We start from the raw sequence: 2,835 nt of genomic DNA on the forward strand, positions 1-2,835 counted from the left end.
GGCGTCCGCTCAAACAGCCATGGTCGAGAAACTCTACGACACAGCGAAGCTCGTTGGGTACAACCAGTTCGGCGACGTCGTGTACAGCGTTCGCTTGCCGTTGCACGAGTACTACGACGGCGAACATTCGTGGGACTCCGGAGACGGTGTGCTCGAACTGCGCATGACGAAATTGTGCGGCACTCTGTACGACACGACGGGGAACGTGACGCAGGAATTTGAATCTGCATTCTGTGCTGACTCAGGCGCGTATGTGGGCGGACGGGCGACTTTTGACGATGGCACCACGCAATCTGATGGCACGTACGCGGACGCCTAACATGGTTTTTACGCAAGGGCCTTCGGCACACCTTCGCTCTTTGGCAACGGGCGTTGGCTTTGGTAGAATCTTCCGTAGTTCAGACATCGCTTGCTTCGTTCAGGGCGGTGTCGTAAAAAACTTCCGTTGTGGGCCACCGAATGACTACTTGGTCAACGCCAGACGACTTAGAGAGAATGCTAAGATCGCTGGGAAACACGTCCTGTGACGTGGAACTGAGACTCTTCGCTGCGGACTGTGCTGCTCGCGTGCTGCCTTTTCTCACGGAACCTGAGTTCTCTGCCGCAATTTGTGCTTCTCGCGAATATGCGATTGGTAACATTACCCCCAATGAACTCGACGCAATCGTTTCCGCTGCGGCGTCTCTGCTAACGGAACACGTAATTCAACCCAGTGTCCGTGACTTTGCTGGTTCGGCCGTTGTCGGAGCTTCGTCTTCACATCCGCCAACGGCAGACAAGGTCTGGAACTCAGTATCGTGCGCATTGCAAGCCGTGGCATGTGCCGCCGCAGAACTCGCTGACGATGACTACTATGATTCGGTATACGATTCCGCTCTGGCTGCCGAAGTTGTCGTGCAATCCGAATTACTGCGAACACGTATGGATATGCCACGTCTCAAATAGCTCAGGTGGCCCACAACATGGTTTTTACGCTAGGCCTTCGGCATACCTTGGCTCTTTGGCAACGGGCCTTGGCCTTGGTACAATTTCCGTAGTTCAGACATCGCTCGCTTCGTTCAGGGCGGTGTCGTAAAAACCTTCCGTTAGCGGACCCTAGCTCAAATGACTCGTGCAACGTGGGTACTTGAATCCGACGTTTTCCCTGATTCACACTCGCCACTTCGCGCGGCCGTCCGTGATGCGGGGCATCGCCTCGTCGATTGGAACGATGCTTGGTGGTCCGACGGGCTACCGTCCGATCTTGGCGGCGATCACACGTATTTCCATGGTTCGCTTGGCAACGCCGCTCGTATTCACGACAACCTCGATTGGTCACCGGGGTCATTCTGTAACGCCGCTTCGTTTTGCTGCTCGGCGTGGTACGATTCTGCTCGCGATTGGTTGCTTCATACCGATTGGCGTTTGATGCCCGCCAATGACTTCGTTGCGTCTGCCGCTGACGTTGCCGCAGCCATCGGCTGCGCCGATCGCATTTTCGTTCGCCCCGACAGCCCACTGAAACCGTTCAGCGGCCGCGTCCTTGATGTCGCTTCGGTAACGCTCAAAGCGTTGGATCACGGCTTCTACTTTGACGACGATTCGTTGCCCATTGTTGCCGCACCGATACGCAACGTCGGTCGCGAATGGCGATTCGTTGTTGTCCGTCGCTCCGTCGTTGCTGGTTCCGCATACGATGCCCCAACTCGTTCGGCTGTCGCGGACCAACCCCAAAGCGATGCTTGGACCTTTGCGCAAACCGTTGCCAACGCGATTCCAGCTCCTGCTGACGCTTACGGCCTCGACGTTTGTGAATGTGACGGTGAATTGCGACTGCTCGAACTCAACCCGTTTGGTGGTGCTGATCTTTACGCCTGCGATGCCGTCAGTATTGTGGGTGCCGTCACGGGCGACCTCTCAAATGGCTGACCGCCTTGGCGATTCACCGGGTCCGCTAACATGGTTTTTACGCTAGGCCTTCGGCACACCTTCGATGTTTGGCAACGATCGCTGGCCTTGTTACAATCAATCGCAGTTCAGACTCGCTCGCTTCGTTCAGGGCGGTGTCGTAAAAACCTTCCGTTGTACGACCTCAGCCAAAGGAAACGCATGACCTCTCTCCCACCGATGGACCGTTCAGTTGCAAAACTCACGACGCTCGATCAGCAGGGGCTCGATTCCGGGGTTCCCGATGCTACACCGGCCGAACGATTGCTAATGGTGTGGCCTCTGACTTTAACCGCATGGGAATTCAAGGAACCAAACGTTGTTCAATCCCGACTTCAAAGACATGTTGCTCGCGTTGTCCGACGCGAAAATTGATTTCCTACTTGTTGGTGCTTACGCTGTCGCTGCCCATGGCCATCCACGTGCAACCGGCGACCTCGATCTTTGGGTTCGTCCCGACGCTGAAACTGCGCCAAAAGTATATCGTGTTCTCGCCGAATTTGGCGCACCATTACATGACCTAACCGTTGATGACCTGGCAACGCCCGGGATGGTCTTTCAAATTGGTGTTGAACCTTCTCGGATTGACATACTGACTGCTATCTCTGGCGTAGCTTTTGATGATGCATGGGAGAACAAGCTGCACCTTGAACTGGATGATATCAAACTGAATGTCATTGGGCGCGATGATCTGATCGTCAACAAACGGGCCTGCGGACGTCCTAAAGATATCGCGGATGCCGAGACCCTTGATCCAAGCGATTCCTAACGCGTCGGTCCGACAACATGGTTTTTACGCTGAGGCCCTTCGGGCACACCTTGGCTCTTTGGCAACGGGCCATGGCCTTGGTACAATTTCTCGTAGTTCAGACATCGTTCGCTTCGTTTAGGGCGGTGTCGTAAAAACCT

The 2,835-nt window shown here is 55.1% G+C and carries 4 protein-coding genes; all 4 read left to right on the forward strand.

All coding sequences use genetic code 11. The features are described from left to right. Window positions 1–319 (forward strand): hypothetical protein (locus RSSM_RS33570; RefSeq protein WP_044300628.1); only part of this gene is annotated, 319 nt, incomplete at its 5' end. Between the two features lie 176 nt (window positions 320–495). Continuing rightward, a complete protein-coding gene (locus tag RSSM_RS01950) occupies window positions 496–945 on the forward strand; it encodes a hypothetical protein (RefSeq protein WP_008673934.1) in 450 nt (149 codons plus the stop codon). Between the two features lie 159 nt (window positions 946–1,104). Beyond that, the gene (locus RSSM_RS01955; protein ID WP_008673935.1) at window positions 1,105–1,908 is read left to right on the forward strand and encodes an ATP-grasp domain-containing protein; all 804 of its coding nucleotides are present in this window, start codon (window positions 1,105–1,107) and stop codon (window positions 1,906–1,908) included. 337 nt (window positions 1,909–2,245) lie between these two features. Further along, window positions 2,246–2,695 (forward strand): nucleotidyltransferase, encoded by a 450-nt coding sequence (locus RSSM_RS01960; RefSeq protein WP_008673937.1) that lies wholly within the window; start codon window positions 2,246–2,248, stop codon window positions 2,693–2,695. Window positions 2,696–2,835 lie beyond the last annotated feature (140 nt).

Origin of the sequence: Aporhodopirellula sallentina SM41, assembly GCF_000346505.1 — a bacterium.
In the GTDB taxonomy this organism is placed as follows: Bacteria; Planctomycetota; Planctomycetia; order Pirellulales; family Pirellulaceae; genus Rhodopirellula; species Rhodopirellula sallentina.

Coding starts and splice junctions, on each gene's coding strand:
- RSSM_RS01950 (WP_008673934.1), top strand. CDS start 496: ATGCTAAGATCGCTGGGAAACACGTCCTGTGACGTGGAACTGAGACTC.
- RSSM_RS01955 (WP_008673935.1), top strand. CDS start 1,105: ATGACTCGTGCAACGTGGGTACTTGAATCCGACGTTTTCCCTGATTCA.